We start from the raw sequence: 13,768 nt of genomic DNA, 5'->3' as shown, positions 1-13,768 counted from the left end.
CGTGACCGTGCTCATCGCCATGCCGAGCTGTACCGAACCCTGGTCGAATTGAGGATGCCTACGCCCGGCGTTTCTCGGGGAGCGCGTCGGGGAAGACGGAACTTCAGGTGGGCTGAACGAAGCTCGGGTCCATATGGAAGATCTCCCAGGCATGACCATCGAGATCATGGAAAGCATGCTGATACATGAATCCGTAGTCTTTCGGCGCGCCGTAGGTTTTCCCGCCTGAAGCGACAGCTTTGCGCACCAGGTCATCGACAGCCTCGCGGCTTTCGAGGGAGAGTGCGATCAAGACCTCGGCATCCTTCGATGTGTCGCAAATGTTACGCGGCGTGAATTCCTTGAACTTCGCCTCCGTCAACAGCATGGCATAGATCGTATCACTCATGACCATGCAGGAGGCGGTCTCATCGGTGAACTGGGCGTTGAACGTGAAGCCGAGTGATTTGAAGAACGCAATCGACGCGTCAAGATTTTTCACGGCGACATTGACGAATATAGCTTTAACCATGGCGTTTCCTTTCGAAATTTCCATCTCGGGTTGTGGTTGGCTGTGTCTGTCTTGGAATGACAGTTAAACGGTGTCTTGCTGGCCCCAGCCTGCTGCATGCAAGATCAACCAGGCTCCGATGGACGGCGACGCCGTTCAGGCGATCTGGCGCAGGTCGTTGCGAAGACGTTCGGACCCGTCTGGACCAAGCAGCGTGTCGACGATGGCATGTTCCCGTTTCCAGATCGGGACGGCTTGGGCGAGCAAGGCCTTGCCGTCCGCGGTCAGCGAGAGAAGTCGGCTGCGCTTGTCCTTCGGATCGGGGGCGATCGTCAGGAGTTCGCGCCGTTCGAGCGGTTTCAGGGCCGCTGTCAGCGTTGTGCGGTCCATGGCCAGAAGCGAAGCCACGGAACCGATTGCCGGTGGGTGCGGCCGGTTCAGCGACATCAGCAGCGAGAACTGCCCGTTGGTCAGACCGAGCGGCCGGAGTGCCTCATCGAAACGCCGTGCCAATGCGCGAGCCGCGCGCTGGACATGCAGGCACAGGCAGGTATCCCGTACCAGAATCGTTGTTTCAAAAGGGATCTCGACCGGCTTTGACATGACGCAATAATGTTGATATCAACGTAATTGTCAAGCCATAAGCCGATAACCGATGCAAGGGAGGATCGCCATGCAAGGCAATCCCGTCATCTCTCGCGACGAGTGGATAACAGCCCGCAAAGCTCTGTTGGACAGGGAAAAGGAACTGACGCGGCTACGCGATGCCGTCAATGCCGAAAGGCTGGCATTGCCATGGGTGAAGGTGGACAAGACCTATGTCTTCGATACGCCTCACGGGAAAAAGACTTTGGCTGATCTCTTCGATGGTCGCAGCCAGCTCGTGATCTACCATTTCATGTTCGGGCCGGATTGGGAGGCCGGCTGCCCCGGCTGCTCTTTCCTGGCGGATCATCTCGGTGGGGCCTTGCCGCATCTCGAGCATCATGATGTGACGCTGACGATGGTGTCGCGCGCGCCGCTCGAGAAACTGGAAGCCTACAAGCGGCGCATGGGCTGGCATCTGCCCTGGGTGTCCTCCCACGACAATGATTTCAACTTTGACTATCACGTATCGTTTCGGCCAAGCGAGATCGCCAGCGGTCATATATTCTATAATTATTCTGCTTTGCCGGCGAGCGAGGGTCTCGATGAACTGCCCGGTCTGAGTGCCTTCGCCAGGAACGAGGCCGGCGAAATCTTCCATACCTATTCCGGTTACGCGCGGGGAGGCGAAGATCTCCTCGGTGCTCTGATGGTGCTGGATCGCGCGCCGAAGGGACGCAACGAGAAATCCACCTTGGATTTCGTGCGCCGCCACGACGAATACGACGCTGCGCCGCAAGTCACCTGTTGTCATTCATAAGGATAAGCAAAGATATGAAAGTTGAACCGCAGAAAGAGCATCGCTGGCTGGAACAACTTGTCGGCCAATGGACCGTGTCCATGCCGGGCTGTGGAGAGGGCTCGGAGGTTCCCGTAGAGCCCTGGTCCGAGACGACGCGCATGCTCCATGGCGTCTGGCTCGTTTCGGAAGGGGAGGGCGAGCAGCCCGGCGGCGGGCCGGCGACGACGATTCTGACCCTGGGCTTCGATCCGGCCAGACAGTGTTTTATCGGCTCGTGGATCGGGTCGATGATGACCCATATGTGGATCTACGAGGGAACGCTGGATCCGGCGGGCAAGGTTCTGACCCTCGATACCGTCGGGCCGTCCTTCGAGGATCAGTCCAAAACGACCCGCTATCAGGATATCATCACAATCGAGGACGATAATAACCGCACACTGTCGTCCCGCTTTCTCGCGGAGGATGGCACGTGGAAGCCGGTTATGACGGTGCACTACCGACGCAAGGCGTGACCCAGACGGTTCCAAAAGACGCTTCTGAGATGAGATGCTACTGAGATTGGAGGACAAACGATGGCGGGTTCAACGGGCAAGTTCGTCTGGTATGAGTTGGCGACCAGCGACAGGGCGGCTGCGGAGACATTCTACAAGAATGTCGTCGGGTGGACGATGCAGGATTCCGGCATGGTCGATTTCGCCTACACCATCCTCAACGCGGGTGAGCGGCCCATCGGCGGTCTCATGACCTTGCCGCAGGAGGCCTGCGATGCCGGCGCTAAACCCGGCTGGATGGGTTACATCTGCGCCGACAACGTTGATGCCGCGGCGGATGCTGTCGTCAAAGCCGGCGGCAAGATCTACCGCGCGGCGGAGGATATCCCGAATGTCGGGCGCTTTGCCGTCGTTGCGGACCCCCAGGGGGCGGTGTTCACCCTGTTCAAGGGACAGGGGGAGGAGCAGCCCGACGCCGCGCCGGGCGCCAATGGCCATGTCGGCTGGCATGAGCTCATGACGACCGATCACAAGGCGGCGCTCGCATTCTACTCTGGCCAATTCGGCTGGCGAAAGGACGAGAGCCTGGATATGGGCGCCATGGGCATCTACCAGCTGTTCGCCTATGACAGCCAGGCTGTCGGCGGAATGATGGACAAGCCGCCGGCTGTCCCTGCGCCCTTCTGGACCTTCTATTTCAATGTCCCAGACATCGATGCCGCCGTCGCCAAAGTGAATGCCGGTGGCGGCCGGGTCATCAACGGGCCGATGGAAGTGCCGGGTGGTGCCTGGATCATCCAGGCGCTCGACCCGCAGGGCGTGGTGTTTTCGTTGGTTGCGCCGCCCAAGGGCGGGATGGCTCCGTCGATGTAGGCGTGCCGTCCGGCGTCCATCTTTGAGCGGAGGCAATCCGCAACAGGCGGACTTGCTTCAGATCACGAAGTTGTCGGCCGGCTCTTCGGGGCCGGCCGTGGCGTCCACCGTCACCGGAATGACCCAGTTGGCGGCGTAGCTCTCGCGATCCGGCTGGGGCGTTTCCGGCTGGCGGTTGCCCAGGGCATCCGTGGCACGGGACTTGAGGCGATAGCGGCCCGGGGCGGGCGGCGTCCAGATGAATTCCCACAGGCGCCAGCCGTGCGGTGCGGCCGGGCCGACGAGGGTCGCGGGCTGCCAGGGCGCATCGTCGCCGGTGGCAATTTCGACGGTACCGAGGCCGGCCTCTCCCGACCAGGCCGCCCCATGGATTCGGAAGGGCCGGCCGGCTTCCACGATGGCGCCATTCACGGGCTGGGCGATCTGTGACTTGACGTTCATGGTCGTCAGCGGTGCGACCATCGGCTCGCCGAGCGTGCGGTCCCACTGGATATAATCCCGCGTCTGCCAGTAGCCGGTGAAGGGCTGCGCGACGACACGGATCTCGACGAGCCACTTGATCCAGGCCATCCCATACCAGCCGCCGACCGCCGCCCGCAGCGGAAAGCCGTGCTCGGGCATGAGGGGCTCGTCGTTCATGGCGTAGGCAAGAAGCGCGCTGTCCGACAAGGCCTTATCCAGGGGCAGGCTGCGCGCGAAGGCAATCTCACCCGGCGATGCGGTTTTCTTGCCGGCATCGACCACGCCGCGGTCGGCGCCAACCAGCACCACCTCGACCGCGTTCGTCCGGATGCCGGCCTCGGCCAGCACGTCCCGCAGCAGGACGCCTGACCAAAGGGCATTGCCGACGGCGCCATCCTGCCACTGCAGGCCTTCCCTGGCGGGTTCATAGAAGACGCGACCGTTGCCTGCGCATTCCATCACGGCGGCAAGCTCCGTCTTCGGCATGGCCTTGAGCGCATCGAGATCGAGCGAGAGCGGCTTGTCGACGGCCCCTGTGACCGTCAGGCGCCAGTCCGGCACCGTCAAGCGCGGCGTCGGGAAATGGTTGCGGATGTAAAACTGATCGTTGGGGATCAGCCAGTCCGACAGTCTCGAGAAGGGATATTCGACATTCAGCGGCGACTGTTGCCGGACGATCGGCGCGGGCTGCTTGCTGTCTGCCATGGGCCGTGGTTCCCTCGGGGTGCGTGTCTCATGTCAGGGTCGTGGCGAGCGCGTGGTTCGTTGCCAACATGTACATCCCATTTGTATCGGCTCCGCGGGCAAATGTCGGGAACAGACGACCACCAGGATGTTTATAATCTAGGATCAATCGACATTCAGCCCTTTCAGCTGTCATGGCCGGGCTTGTCATTGAAGTCGGGCTTGCCCGACTTCAACTTGTTCAACGCGGAACTCGGCTGTTGCCGAGTTCCGTTGCCATCCCGATGTATCGAGGCGCCTTTCCGGTCGGGATCACCGGAACTCGGCTGTTGCCGAGTTCCTGACCAAAAGCCGAAATTATCTCGGACGCTGCACGGTACTGTCGCCCGATTCATGTGATCACGACTCTCGAGATCCTTGAAACCTTACGGCGCGTCGCAATGCGCGGGCGGTATGAAACCGCACGCAGGCTGCGATCCACCATCGGCGGCGTGTTCCTCTATGCTGTTGCCACCGCGCGTGCCGATACGGATCCAACCTTCGCCTTGCGGGGTGCCCTGGCCGCACCGCAGAGGAGATCCTGGACCGCCTTGACCGAGCCAAGGGCATTCGGGGCGCTCCTGCGGGCAGTCGACGGCTTCGAGGGGCAGGCCACGACGACAGCTGCGTTGAAGCTCTTGGCGCTACTGTTCCCTCGTCCCGGTGAGCTAAGGGCGGCCTACTGGTCCGAGTTCAAGCTGGCTGAGGGGGTGTGTGAGCTACTCCCCGAAATCCGGACAGTGACGGAAGCTACGATGTGACGTCTGCTGATCTCCTGGGTATCGGGGAGTAGCTCAGTTTGGCGACCAGACCTCTCCGCTCACGCAGGCCTTTGCCCGGTTCGTCACCTCGTGTCCACAGCTCAATCAACTGGCCGGCGTTGCGGTGTTCGCCTACGGCTCGCCGTCGACCGACGAATATGCGCGGCGGATGGCCGAACGTCTGAGGCTTTCGGTCTATCCGACCATCAGCGTGATTGCGCCGCGCACCGACCGGCTGACGGAGGAATATCGGATGGCCAGAAACTATTGGCCCAAGGGAATTGCGCGGCCACGCAAGCCGCCCGTGCATTACCTTCTCCAGCGGGCAAGGCCTGCACCTGGAAGGCGCCAAGCGTCTCGGAATCGTTCCTCCGAACACTGTTGACCAGTAAAGTCTCCCGGCGGTGCTTCGGGCGTCGGCGCACCATGACGCGCCGGCGTTTTCATCCCTGGCCGCGAGACAACCCCGACCCGATCAGAGGCGGGCCCGGATTGCCATCCAGATCTGAGCCATGATCACGCCGGGAATCGTACGGCTATCCGGCTTCACGTGATGCACGAGCGGTCTCTTGCCGGTCGCGTGCAGCGCTGCGCGCGCCCCGTCATGCTGCGCGAACTTAGCGATGCAGGCTCGCTTCATCAGCTGCCAATGGTCCCACGTTCCGATCAGCACCCTCTTTCCGCCGTAATGGAGCTCCTCGCTGCGCGGCGCGTAGTAACCGGCATCCCTCGCCGCGCTTCCGTAAAGCCCGGCGAGCCGCTGGCGGTCGGCTTCGTCCGGGAATTTCAGACCCTGCCAGAAGCCTTCGATCCCGGCGTAGGTCATCCCGTCGAGAACGAACGGCGTGTGAGCGAAGTTCGAGATCAGGCGCAGCTCGCCGGGCGAGCGTGAGGTGATGTTCAAAGGCTCGCGGCACGCCTCTGCTTCGTTGCCCATGGCGTGCAGAGCCGCACCGCGATCCGCGCCGCGCAGCTTGAACACCTGGCCGGCATGCGCGGCAATCCAGTCGGACCATTCGGCCTCGTCGCCGTCGCCGGGTCTCAGAATGACGAGGCCCTTTCGCAACATGAACCGCATTTCCCGATACCTCCCGCCGCCAGGATCGACGTTCGCAGGTTTTCGCCCATGGGGCAAAATGGAGAAAGCAAACGCTTCCGAAGCGATCGGAATCGCGTCTTGCGCGATGGCCGCTGGGCGGGCCTTGCACTCCATTCTTTTCAGGCTCAGGGTCTTGAGCCTATAATTGCGCGTCTCTGCCGAGCGACATTTCGCAGTCCAGCCGCGGGGGTTTCGGCGCGCATGATTTGCACGAGCTGCCAGCAACATCTTCCCGACGGCGTGAGCCGTTGCGCTGCCTGCGGCACGAAGCAGCCGCCACCCGGCCCAGTGGCCCCGCCGTCTGGAAAACCGCCCTACGATCCCCGCCGCCCATCAGGGCGGGGCGTCTCGACCGTGCGGGCGCTCTTCCGGCTTTCGACGACGATCACCGGTTCGAAGCCCCCGAAGTAGGGCGCCGACCGCCCATCCTCTCGCGGGGTTCAGATCCGTTTGGAAAGCTTTACTACCCCAGTCGCGCCGGTTCTATAGGATGTGAATGACTGCATCACGCCCGTTCACTGCGCCGCGCGGGTCTGCAACGGAGAGAGGCCGTGAAAAATCCTGAGCTTCCCGGCGGAGCGATCGCCAACAGGGAAATCCATTTCCTATTGCTGCTCGACGGCTCGACGTCGATGACCGGCGAAAAGGTCCAGAGCCTGAATTTCGCCGTCGCCGACGCCATTCCCGAGATGCGGCGGGCCGCGGCAAAGAACGCCAGTGCGCGGGTGGTCGTCCGCGCCCTGCGGTTCAGCACCGACGTACAGTGGGTGCTGCCGAACGGAGCGCTGTCGGCGGAGGCGCCGGAGCCGGTGCCGCTCACCGATTTTCAGTGGGCCGACTACGTCCGCGCCGACGGAGAGACCGCAATGGGCGAAGCCTTCTCGCGCCTTGCCGACGAGTTCGAGAAACTGGCGACCCGCGGCCGGTTCTTTCCGCCGGTGATCATTCTCGTCACCGACGGCTATGCGACCGACGATTTCGAGGCCGGCCTCGAGAAGCTGATGAGCAACCCGCTCGGCAAGATCGCAACCCGCCTCGCCATCGGCGTCGGCAACGAGGTCGACATGCACTGCCTGGAGAAGTTCGTCGGCAACCCCGAATTCCCGCCGCTGCATGCCTCCGACGCCTACAAGCTGCCGGAGATGATCCGCTGGGCGTCGGTCACTGCGATTGCGCGCTCGTCGCGCCCGAGCGGACCAGCGACCCCGCCGCCGCTGGACCAATGGATCACCTGGGACGATGCGAAGGGCAAGGTGTCGTGACATGCTGCGCGAACGCTCGGAGGGGCAATTCGCCCTGCTCAGAAGCGGTCAGCGTCTAACGGCTGAAACGTCGGGCGTCGACATCGTCGTCGAGCAGCATATCGCGGGCGGCGGGCAGGGCGACGTCTACGCCGTTTCGATGGGCCACCAGCGCTATGCCCTGAAATGGTACCGCTCCGAGTTCGTCCGCCAAGACGGGCGGCTGCGCGAGCGCTTGCGCCGCCTGTCGCGTCGCGATCCGCCCAGTCCACGCTTTCTCTGGCCGATCGACCTCGTCACCAGCGCCGACCATCCCAATACCTTCGGTTACATTATGCCGTTCCGCGATTCGCGCTTTCGCGATTTCGACGGGGTGATCATCGGCGCCGTCACGCCGTCCTGGCGCGTCGTCGTCACCGCCGCGCTGGAGACGGTCCAGGAGTATCGTGCGCTGCACTCCGGCGGCTGGTGCTACATGGATATCAACTTCGGCAATGTCGCTCTGGATCCTTCGACCGGCGAGGTGAGGATTTGCGACAACGACAACGCGGACGTCAACGATGCGCCGATCGACGTGGCGCTCGGCACGCCACAATTCATGGCTCCGGAAATCATGCGGGGGCAGGCGCGGCCGACCATCGCGACCGACTTGTGGTCCCTTTCGGTGCTTCTCTTCTATGCGCTGTTTCGCTGCCATCCGCTGCTCGGCGCGCGGGAGTATGCTTGCCCGATCATGGATGCGGCCGCCGAGAGACGTCTTTACGGCACCGAGCCGGTGTTCATCTTCGATCCGCAAGACGCTTCGAACCGCCCAGTGGACGGTTATCATCGCGAGGCGATCTTTTACTGGCCGATCTACCCTTCGTTCATGCGTGAGATGTTCGTGCGCGCGTTCACGAGCGGGATCGCCGACCCGCGCCACGGGCGCGTGCTGGAAACCGAGTGGCGCACGGCACTGGTGCGACTGCGCGATGCGATCGCCCTGTGCCCGTATTGCGGGACGGAGAACTTCTTCGACGCCGATGCGGACGAGGCCGGAACGTGCTGGGCGCCCGCCTGCCGCCGGCCGATGCCCCGGCCGGTCTGCCTGCAGGTCGGCGATGATCTCGTGGTGGCCGATGAGCGCGTCTCGCTCTATCCGCATCACGTCAATCCGCGCCGTCGGTTCGACTTCGCGACAGCCGTCGGCGATTGCGTGCGCCACCCGGAGCGGCCGGAGCTGATCGGACTGCGAAACGGCACGCCTTCGCCGCTGAAGATCAAGCTAGCCGACGGCCGCGAGCGCGAGGTGGCGCCGAACCAGATCGTCGAGCTGCAGCGTGGCATGCAGATCGACTTCGGCAGCGCCAAAGCAGAGGTCGTCTGATCATGCCGGCCGTCAAGGCTGCTGCGAACTGGCAGATTGCGACGCAAAGCGTGCGTGGCGCGTCGCATGAGCAAAGCGGCGCGCCGAACCAGGATGCGGTCGGTGCTCAGCTCTTGACGGAAGCGCGTGGCGTCGTGCTGGCGGTGGCGGATGGCCACGGCGACGATCGCCACGCACGAAGCGACCGGGGCTCGCGCTTTGCCGTGGCGGCCGGCATCGAAGTCGTGGCGGCCTGGATGGAGCAGGCGGCGACGCTTGCCGAAGCCGACCTCCGGCGCTCGGCGCAGGGCCTGCCCGCACGCATCGTCAAGGCGTGGCGCGCCAAGGTCGAAGCCGACGTCAAGGCCGATCCGCCCGCTGATCGCCACGACCTCGAAGGCGAGGGCGTGGAGTTGCTGTACGGCAGTACATTGGTTGTCGCAGGCATCGGTGGCCGCTTCGATGTCTTTCTGCAGGTCGGCGACGGCGACATCCTCAGCGTGGCACCGGACGGTGCGGTGAAGCGGCGGGCGCGTGGCCGCACGGACCTGCCGAGTCATCTCACCGAATCGATGTGCCAGGCCGACGCGGTCGATCGCTTCCGGATGGAGTTTGTCATGCGCGGGCGAAGAGGAGGCGACGCACTGGTGATGCTGTCGAGCGACGGCTATGCGAACTCCTTCGCCGACGACGCGGCATTCCTGAAAGTGGGGCTCGACCTGAAGGGTCTCCTGGAGGGCCGGGGTCTCGATCACGTTGCCGACAAGCTGGCGCAGTGGCTCACCGAGACCTCGCATGAAGGCAGCGGCGACGACATTTCATTGGCGTTGGCCTGGGATGCTTCGCCAAGGGAGAACCGACGCCGCAAACGCAGGCTGCTTGCTCGCGCAGGGCTTTCGTTGGTGTTGCTCGCGATACTGATCCCGTTGGTGACATGGGCGTACTTTCCATCCGCCTGGAACAACCTGAAGCCTGCGAAGTGGCCGCAGGTGCTTGCCTCGCTGGTCGAAAAAATCCAGGGCAGGCAGGGCGCGGGGGACGCCGTCCAGGCGGCGCCTGAGGACTTGCCGCCGCTGCCGTGATGGGCCGCCGTTCGCGAAGATATCACAAGCGCCGATCCGGCCGTCGCTTCGATGTCGAAGCCGGCCGGACCGGGTCGTCTGCATTGCGACAGGCAATACCTTAACTTGCCTCAGAGCTTGCCGAACAGAAGGGCGCAGCCGACGATGCCGGCCGCGGCGCCAAAGAGCGTGACGTCGTCGAGCGGGACCATTCGGCGACCGAAGAGCCGTTCGCTAATCTTGCCAAAGCCATAGGTCGCTGCGACGAGGATGAGTCCGGGGATAACCATTGGGAATGCCCTTTCCTGCTGATGAACGTGGCTCTCTCTAGCGCTGCGTAATGCGCAAGGGGAGCAAACAGATCGGAACGAATCCGAACGGAGCGGCTAGCGGGGATCGGCAGGCCGCGCCTGGCGAAGCCGAAGAGCACGTGTCTGGCCGCGCTACCGGCACAGCACATCCTGGTCGGGCACAGGCCTATTTCCAGTCGCGCGCTCCTGTGCTTCATTTCAGTTTGGAAGGGTTTGGTACCGGTTGAATAGCGGCCGCCCTAGTCTCGGCAGGTGAAACACTGAATCAAATGGAGCCTGCTGTGGCCGACCACATCAAACCGTCTCGTGCGAACAAGATGGGGACGCTGAAGAGCACGCTGCTGCCGATCGCATCGAACAGCATCGCGTTCGACAAAATCTACCTGGTCATCGCCCTCGCAACCGCGGCGACGGTGACCATGCTGCTCCTGACCGGGACTGACCAGACGTTCGCGACGATCGTCGCTTTCTACATCACCTTCGTTCAATGTGCGGTGATCTATTATCTCTGCGGTCGTCGTGAGCTCTGGCCGAGCATGATCGGCGTGTTTGCGATCTCCTGCCTGGCCTTCCTGATGACGAATGTATTCGGCGCCATGGCGGGTACATTCAGGCCGCCTTGGGTGATGGCACTGATCAATGACGCCAGCATTGGTTCCCGGTTCGTCGGGCACTTCGTTGGCGCCGGCGCGCTGGAAGAACTCTACAAGGCGCTGCCGCTTCTTGCCTTGGCGATCCTCGGTCTCGTCTGCAGGTCCGGCCCTCCGCACCTTCGGGCAATCAGCCTGACCGAGCCTCTCGACGGCATTGCGCTCGGTGTGGCGTCTGGCGCTGCCTTTGCTCTTCTTGAGACGATCTATCAGTACTATCCGCAGGCGATCACCAACACCATGACGGCGCTGAAGGACCACCCGGACTCGGTTCGGCAGCTTGCGGGTTTGTTGTACGGTCTTGAGGTCCTGGTGATCCGGGCGATTTCGCAGATTGGCGGTCACATGGCGTGGTCCGGGTATCTGGGCTATTTCATCGGACTTGCTGTGCTGCGGCCGAAGGCGGCGCCGCTCTATCTCGTCGTGGGCTACGTGACGGCGAGCATGCTGCACGGCGCATGGAACGCAGCAGCAGGCTCGCAGCAGCTGCTGGGTCTGGTTGTCGCCTTCATCTCGATCGCTTTCCTCATTGCGGCGATCCTGAAGGCCCGGCGAATGTCGCCGACCCGCAGCCAGAATTTTGCAACGAAGGCATTCTCGGTGGCGGGTATTGCTCCTGTCGTGTCGCCGGTACCGCCGGCCGCAAGGGCTGAGCGTGCGGCGCCGCTTGCCAACGTGGCGCCGCCGCGCAGGGAAGTCATGCCGGAGAAGGTCGCGCCGCGTGCGGCTGGCGCGTTCGTGCTGAAGATCGGCCCGGTCGAGTGCGTGGCCGCGCCGGGCGTGAAGATCGAGCCGCGCATGCTCGGTGCCGCCGGCGCCGGCCGGGGCCGGGCGCCGATCGCCGAGGTGGTCGGCGACGCGACTGGGCTGGGGTTAAAGAACCTCGGTGAGAAGGCATGGCACGTGACGTCGCCGGAAGGCCGTAAGGTCGAGGTCGGGTATGGCCAGGTCGCTCCGCTTGCGAAAGGTACGATCATTGACTTCGTCGGCATCGAATGCGTCGTGACGACCGGCTGACCAGGAGGGCTGCTGCAGTGAGCGATTCGGTCAACGAGGTTCTGCGTGGCATCGTCGAGCGGCACGGTCAGGTGCTGCTCGACGATCACCGCCGGTGCGAGAGTTGTTTGCGTGACACCCCGCTTGCGCCGAAGGAGATCGCAGGTGTGATGGCGGCGCTGAGGGCAGGAATCCCGAAACGTCTCAGCGCGATGCCAGCGATTGGCGACAAGGGGATCGCCAATTTTGCCGCTGAGCTTTCGGACTCCAGCGGTCTGAGCGAGCAACTCGCGCTCACCTCGGTCGCGGCGTGGGCCTTCGCGTTGCAGCCGCAGCGTGTGGAGAAATACGAGAAGAAGGACGACAAGAAAGCGATGCAGCAGGACGAGACGGCCGTCTCGAAGGCATCCGTACCCAGCCTCAGTGAGGCGATCGTCGCCGCGATCGTCATTCCGGTGATCTGCTACGGCGCCTATGTTTTCGGCACGTTCAAGGTCTTCGGCTTCGAGGTGCCGGCCTGGATTTTCGCCCTGATCGTGGTCGTCAAGGGCGGTCAGTCGATCGGAAGCTATCTTTCCTTCCGCTTCGGGATGAAAGCATAACAACGTTTGTGCACTGGGCTCCAAAGAGGGGCAGGTCATCGTTTGCCAGCGCGGCACCGTTGGAAGCCTTCTTTCGTCCGCCTACGCAATCGGTTTCTCCGCGGTGGGTGTCGTCCTTCGCACGTGCGTCCAGTCGTGCAGGACGATGCCCGCGACGCCGAGACTGGCCACCAGGCCAACGATGTTCGCCAGGTTGGGATCCCACGGCCAATAGTCGTGTCCGCCGAAGCCGAGCGCGACGACCATGTAGACGGCCCCGAGGATCGCGCCGGCGACGAGCAGGCCCGCTGCAAGAACATGGGGCAGGTCCGCCCGCCGGCCCGTCAGCACCGACCAAGCCAGCCAGGCCAGGACGAGGCTGACCGCACACTCGGCCCAAAGCCAGATGAACTTTTCATGAAAGATGAAGCCGGTCCTGACCGCCGACACAGCGCCGCCCAGCTCAACACCGAGCTTGAGGAAGCACCAGAGCGCCGCCAGCATGACCGCAACGGCGATCCAATGGGTGCGGCCCAACCGGCCGGTACGTCGTCGCGCGCCGGGACGCCATAGCAGTGCTCCGACAAAGCCCGCGATACCGAAAATTCCGGTCGCAATAATCGGCGGCTGCGACTCGACAAGCGCCAGCTGTTGTTCGCCCGAGCGTTCAAGGATGGTCGCCAGAGTCTGCCACTCGCCGACGGCCGTCAACAGAACGACGACACTCAAAGCTGCTGCCGGCCACCTGACCCACTGGACTCCTCGCAACAGCATGGCGGCCACTAGGATGCTCAAGGAACCGGCGACATAGGTTGCGATCGTAACGAAGGGGTCCGGATATCCCTGAACGACGAGCAGCACCGCGGCTTGGACGACGAGCAAATATGCAAGCCATCCGCTCCTCGCAGGCGAGCGGGCCGGAGCGGGCGCCGGTGGTGGATCCGGATTCGGTTCTTCATGGCGCTCGCTGACGCCAACTGGACCCGAAACCTTGACGTCAAGCCCCTGCGCCCAAGCCTGCAGTGCACCCCGGGCCAGGTCCAGGTCGAGGCCGGTGTCTTCCGCCAGTCGCTGGGCATAGTTCGATATCGCAACCGCGGTCAGTCCTGACGCCCGATGCTGGAGGATGCGGGCCGGCAGGCCCGATTTCAGCGCCGCCGTCAGGCCGATGATATCACGCCGGGGCAGCTGCGTGTCGCGCAGGCATGCTTCGCAGCGGCGGTGATCCTCGAGCAAGGTGACGCCGTGCCTGCCGACGATGTCCTTGAGGACTGTTGCTGCTGACTGGTTCATCGGC

At 63.4% G+C, this 13,768-nt stretch carries 15 protein-coding genes; 9 read left to right on the top strand and 6 right to left on the bottom strand.

Annotation, left to right across the window (positions count from 1 at the left end):
• Positions 1 to 103: 103 nt before the first annotated feature.
• Entirely contained in the window at positions 104 to 511 is a 408-nt protein-coding gene (locus tag C7450_RS24155; RefSeq protein WP_110377030.1) for a VOC family protein, read from the bottom strand.
• Between the two features lie 135 nt (positions 512 to 646).
• Positions 647 to 1,093 carry a MarR family winged helix-turn-helix transcriptional regulator gene (locus C7450_RS24150; protein ID WP_110377029.1) on the bottom strand — a complete coding sequence of 149 codons (447 nt, stop codon included), beginning with the start codon at positions 1,091 to 1,093 and terminating at the stop codon, positions 647 to 649.
• A 70-nt stretch (positions 1,094 to 1,163) separates the two neighbouring features.
• On the opposite strand from C7450_RS24150, the gene C7450_RS24145 reads away from it, so the two are divergent.
• Genes C7450_RS24145 through C7450_RS24135 form a run of 3 tightly spaced genes read left to right on the top strand, consistent with a single transcriptional unit; the run spans position 1,164 to position 3,241 of the window.
• Positions 1,164 to 1,895, top strand: coding sequence for a DUF899 domain-containing protein (locus C7450_RS24145; protein ID WP_110377028.1), 732 nt, complete (start codon positions 1,164 to 1,166; stop codon positions 1,893 to 1,895).
• A gap of 14 nt (positions 1,896 to 1,909) precedes the next feature.
• The gene (locus C7450_RS24140) at positions 1,910 to 2,389 is read left to right on the top strand and encodes a DUF1579 domain-containing protein (RefSeq protein WP_110377027.1); all 480 of its coding nucleotides are present in this window, start codon (positions 1,910 to 1,912) and stop codon (positions 2,387 to 2,389) included.
• Positions 2,390 to 2,449: 60 nt separating this feature from the next.
• The gene (locus C7450_RS24135; RefSeq protein ID WP_110377026.1) at positions 2,450 to 3,241 is read left to right on the top strand and encodes a VOC family protein; all 792 of its coding nucleotides are present in this window, start codon (positions 2,450 to 2,452) and stop codon (positions 3,239 to 3,241) included.
• A 57-nt stretch (positions 3,242 to 3,298) separates the two neighbouring features.
• On the opposite strand, the gene C7450_RS24130 is transcribed toward C7450_RS24135, so the two are convergent.
• Positions 3,299 to 4,408 carry a sulfite oxidase gene (locus C7450_RS24130; protein ID WP_110377025.1) on the bottom strand — a complete coding sequence of 370 codons (1,110 nt, stop codon included), beginning with the start codon at positions 4,406 to 4,408 and terminating at the stop codon, positions 3,299 to 3,301.
• 374 nt (positions 4,409 to 4,782) lie between these two features.
• On the opposite strand from C7450_RS24130, the gene C7450_RS24125 reads away from it, so the two are divergent.
• Positions 4,783 to 5,187 (top strand): phage integrase central domain-containing protein, encoded by a 405-nt coding sequence (locus C7450_RS24125; RefSeq protein WP_425351257.1) that lies wholly within the window; start codon positions 4,783 to 4,785, stop codon positions 5,185 to 5,187.
• Between the two features lie 475 nt (positions 5,188 to 5,662).
• Here C7450_RS24125 and C7450_RS24120 read toward each other — a convergent pair whose 3' ends face one another.
• A complete protein-coding gene (locus tag C7450_RS24120; protein WP_170147406.1) occupies positions 5,663 to 6,400 on the bottom strand; it encodes an NADAR family protein in 738 nt (245 codons plus the stop codon).
• 494 nt (positions 6,401 to 6,894) lie between these two features.
• Here C7450_RS24120 and C7450_RS24115 point away from each other — a divergent pair, with 494 nt between their 5' ends.
• From C7450_RS24115 to C7450_RS24105, 3 genes are read left to right on the top strand one after another with little or no spacing between them, the layout of a single operon-like run.
• Positions 6,895 to 7,548 (top strand): vWA domain-containing protein, encoded by a 654-nt coding sequence (locus C7450_RS24115; protein WP_146227486.1) that lies wholly within the window; start codon positions 6,895 to 6,897, stop codon positions 7,546 to 7,548.
• Position 7,549: 1 nt separating this feature from the next.
• The gene (locus C7450_RS24110) at positions 7,550 to 8,893 is read left to right on the top strand and encodes a serine/threonine protein kinase (protein ID WP_170147405.1); all 1,344 of its coding nucleotides are present in this window, start codon (positions 7,550 to 7,552) and stop codon (positions 8,891 to 8,893) included.
• A 2-nt stretch (positions 8,894 to 8,895) separates the two neighbouring features.
• The gene (locus C7450_RS24105) at positions 8,896 to 9,954 is read left to right on the top strand and encodes a protein phosphatase 2C domain-containing protein (RefSeq protein ID WP_110377020.1); all 1,059 of its coding nucleotides are present in this window, start codon (positions 8,896 to 8,898) and stop codon (positions 9,952 to 9,954) included.
• 110 nt (positions 9,955 to 10,064) lie between these two features.
• On the opposite strand, the gene C7450_RS34110 is transcribed toward C7450_RS24105, so the two are convergent.
• Positions 10,065 to 10,223, bottom strand: coding sequence for a hypothetical protein (locus tag C7450_RS34110; RefSeq protein ID WP_170147404.1), 159 nt, complete (start codon positions 10,221 to 10,223; stop codon positions 10,065 to 10,067).
• 302 nt (positions 10,224 to 10,525) lie between these two features.
• Here C7450_RS34110 and C7450_RS24100 point away from each other — a divergent pair, with 302 nt between their 5' ends.
• Together C7450_RS24100 and C7450_RS24095 are read left to right on the top strand one after the other, a co-directional pair.
• Positions 10,526 to 11,911: a PrsW family intramembrane metalloprotease gene (locus tag C7450_RS24100; protein ID WP_170147403.1), complete on the top strand. Its 1,386-nt coding sequence runs from the start codon at positions 10,526 to 10,528 to the stop codon at positions 11,909 to 11,911.
• Positions 11,912 to 11,928: 17 nt separating this feature from the next.
• Entirely contained in the window at positions 11,929 to 12,492 is a 564-nt protein-coding gene (locus C7450_RS24095; RefSeq protein ID WP_110377018.1) for a hypothetical protein, read from the top strand.
• Positions 12,493 to 12,573: 81 nt separating this feature from the next.
• Here the strand turns inward: C7450_RS24095 and C7450_RS24090 are convergent, their stop codons facing one another.
• On the bottom strand, positions 12,574 to 13,764 hold the full coding sequence (locus C7450_RS24090) for a hypothetical protein (protein ID WP_110377017.1): 1,191 nt from the start codon (positions 13,762 to 13,764) through the stop codon (positions 12,574 to 12,576).
• Positions 13,765 to 13,768 lie beyond the last annotated feature (4 nt).

Origin of the sequence: Chelatococcus asaccharovorans (genome assembly GCF_003201475.1) — a bacterium.
Lineage (GTDB): Bacteria > Pseudomonadota > Alphaproteobacteria > Rhizobiales > Beijerinckiaceae > Chelatococcus > Chelatococcus asaccharovorans.
This window is presented reverse-complemented; position numbering and strand designations above follow the sequence as displayed.

Bases quoted from the DNA above. Each gene is read 5' to 3' on its own strand.
- C7450_RS24090 (WP_110377017.1), bottom strand. From the start codon at position 13,764: ATGAACCAGTCAGCAGCAACAGTCCTCAAGGACATCGTCGGCAGGCAC.
- C7450_RS24140 (WP_110377027.1), top strand. From the start codon at position 1,910: ATGAAAGTTGAACCGCAGAAAGAGCATCGCTGGCTGGAACAACTTGTC.
- C7450_RS24135 (WP_110377026.1), top strand. From the start codon at position 2,450: ATGGCGGGTTCAACGGGCAAGTTCGTCTGGTATGAGTTGGCGACCAGC.
- C7450_RS24120 (WP_170147406.1), bottom strand. From the start codon at position 6,400: ATGGAGTGCAAGGCCCGCCCAGCGGCCATCGCGCAAGACGCGATTCCG.
- C7450_RS24130 (WP_110377025.1), bottom strand. From the start codon at position 4,408: ATGGCAGACAGCAAGCAGCCCGCGCCGATCGTCCGGCAACAGTCGCCG.
- C7450_RS24145 (WP_110377028.1), top strand. From the start codon at position 1,164: ATGCAAGGCAATCCCGTCATCTCTCGCGACGAGTGGATAACAGCCCGC.
- C7450_RS24110 (WP_170147405.1), top strand. From the start codon at position 7,550: ATGCTGCGCGAACGCTCGGAGGGGCAATTCGCCCTGCTCAGAAGCGGT.
- C7450_RS24105 (WP_110377020.1), top strand. From the start codon at position 8,896: ATGCCGGCCGTCAAGGCTGCTGCGAACTGGCAGATTGCGACGCAAAGC.
- C7450_RS24155 (WP_110377030.1), bottom strand. From the start codon at position 511: ATGGTTAAAGCTATATTCGTCAATGTCGCCGTGAAAAATCTTGACGCG.
- C7450_RS34110 (WP_170147404.1), bottom strand. From the start codon at position 10,223: ATGGTTATCCCCGGACTCATCCTCGTCGCAGCGACCTATGGCTTTGGC.
- C7450_RS24150 (WP_110377029.1), bottom strand. From the start codon at position 1,093: ATGTCAAAGCCGGTCGAGATCCCTTTTGAAACAACGATTCTGGTACGG.